A 1,949-nucleotide genomic window follows, 5' to 3' on the forward strand; every position below is an offset into this window, starting at 1 on the left:
GATTCCTCCCTTCGACATTTCAAGCAGTTTGGCCACGATTTCCTCTTCATCGCCAAAAGAATCTCCAGAGAATGTTGATCTGTCTGCAACTATGACATGTCCCTTGCTCAATAATCCCACTTCTTTCAAAAGCGCTCCATATAAGCGGCAAACAGTTGTCTTACCAGTACCGGGATTGCCATAAAAGACAGAATGCAGGAAAATCTTCATAACAGGAAGCTGTGGCGACTGGCGTAGACATGCTTTATTATACTCCGCAAGCGATCTGAATTCAGCAAGCCGCTTCTTAATATTGTCACACCCAACCATCTGTTCCAACACCTCTGAAGGATGCTGCAATGGGAGTAAGACATCCACATGACGAGTAAACCTCCTGCATCTTAGTTCACCATCGGGATAGTCCTCTCCAATAGCCCTGAACTTACGGAAAGATGGCGAGACCTCCACAACTTCATCATCAGAATGGACAAAGATAGATTCCTTATCCCAAACATCAATGATACCTTTGCATCTGTCCATACACCAAGGATGATTCTCACATACAGGCTTTGAATGAGGCCTGAGTTTAGCATCATATCGATATGGAAGAGATTTTTCAGCATCTTTGTTGCTGTTATCTTGAACAAGGATCTGATAGGTGTTGCCATTCTTTACTTGGAAGTATCTCATTTCCATGTCACCAAAATGGAAAACACTTTCTTCCTTTCTCAGAAAGTTGAGATCAAATGGTTCGCCAATCACAGGAATTTCCTCTATATCTTTCTGAAAGTTCAACTCTGCCTCGATCTCTTCTTCTGTAGGCTCCAGCTCCGTAAGGCCTTCTAATAAAGTCTGCATGGCAAGTTCGTGGCCACCGCCTCCTTTAAGGTCTTTGAATCTGTTAAACTCTTCTTCGGCAAGATCTGAACGTGCCTGGAGAAAATCTTCAAGAGCACATTCGTCTTTCAGCAGTTTCTTATCAAAGCCGATAATCCTATTGCCTACATCAAGAATGTAGTCCTTCAGATACTTATAATAATATGAATTTGCCATTTTCTCAATCTGTTTTTGATTAACTATACCAATCAAATCTCACAGTTGTACAATCAGGGATGTCCCTGGCCATACAGATGCTCGTAATAGCCGAGACTTTCATTGTACTTACGACGCTTGCGCTCTTCTGCTGCACGTCTGCGCTTACGCTCTTTTGCTTTCTTGTCATCCTTTGAATTGTCGCCAAAGATGCCCATCAGTATAAGTCCTAAAATCAGTAGTTCCATAATCTTAAGTTTTAAATTGTTTTTTTCCCTTTTAGTTCTCAATCTAATTCTTATTTCACACTGAATGTACCTACAGGAATAGTGGTTGCTGTTATGATGCTCATATAGAAGATACCGTACTCACCCTTCTCCATTTCACTGGCAGGAATGGTCAACAGGTACGATTGGTTGCCATACTTATGGCCCTCAAACTGTACATACCCGGCATTCTTGGTTTCCTCAGTTCCAATAAGTGAAGACTCAAACTCAATCCACTGTATGCGACGCTCCTTCTTTGAACCCTTAAATCTTACAATGCGGTAGCAGTCCAATGGGTCTGTCTCGTTACTTTCGCCCTTGATAAGCAGACGAACATTGTTACCGTTAGCCTTGAATGAGTAAGAAGAATGTCCTCCTTTGAAAATGATGTCCATACCAGATGATCCCGCCAGACTGCTGACAGTCCCTGCAGCATTGGCGACACCAGCAGCACCGCCCATCACTCTCACACCATTGATAACGCCACCAACACTGCCTGCCGTTGCTGCACCAATCATGCCTCCTGCACCCACAATGTCAGCAGCACCACCAATAATCTTGCTCCACTTGCTCACCTTGTTCTGGTGCTTGCCGATGGTTCCCGACTCTTTGGGCAGAGTGGCGAATGTGGAATCACTTGTCAGGATGCAATAACTGTTAATAAACTCTGGC

2 protein-coding genes and 1 pseudogene are annotated in these 1,949 nt (G+C 43.6%); all 3 read right to left on the reverse strand.

The annotated features are described in order from the left end of the window. Nucleotides 1–1,032: pseudogene (locus J6I68_RS06075) on the reverse strand (hypothetical protein); the annotation flags it as partial. 53 nt (nucleotides 1,033–1,085) lie between these two features. Then, nucleotides 1,086–1,259, reverse strand: a complete 174-nt coding sequence (locus J6I68_RS06080) for a hypothetical protein (RefSeq protein WP_292218535.1) — start codon at nucleotides 1,257–1,259, stop codon at nucleotides 1,086–1,088. 50 nt (nucleotides 1,260–1,309) lie between these two features. Next, nucleotides 1,310–1,949, reverse strand: a 640-nt coding sequence (locus J6I68_RS06085; protein ID WP_292218537.1) for a hypothetical protein, incomplete at its 5' end; no start/stop codon positions are given.

The sequence above is a fragment of the Butyrivibrio sp. genome (assembly GCF_017940685.1).
Classification (GTDB): Bacteria; Bacillota; Clostridia; order Lachnospirales; family Lachnospiraceae; genus Butyrivibrio.

Bases quoted from the DNA above. Each gene is read 5' to 3' on its own strand.
- J6I68_RS06080 (WP_292218535.1), bottom strand. From the start codon at position 1,259: ATGGAACTACTGATTTTAGGACTTATACTGATGGGCATCTTTGGCGAC.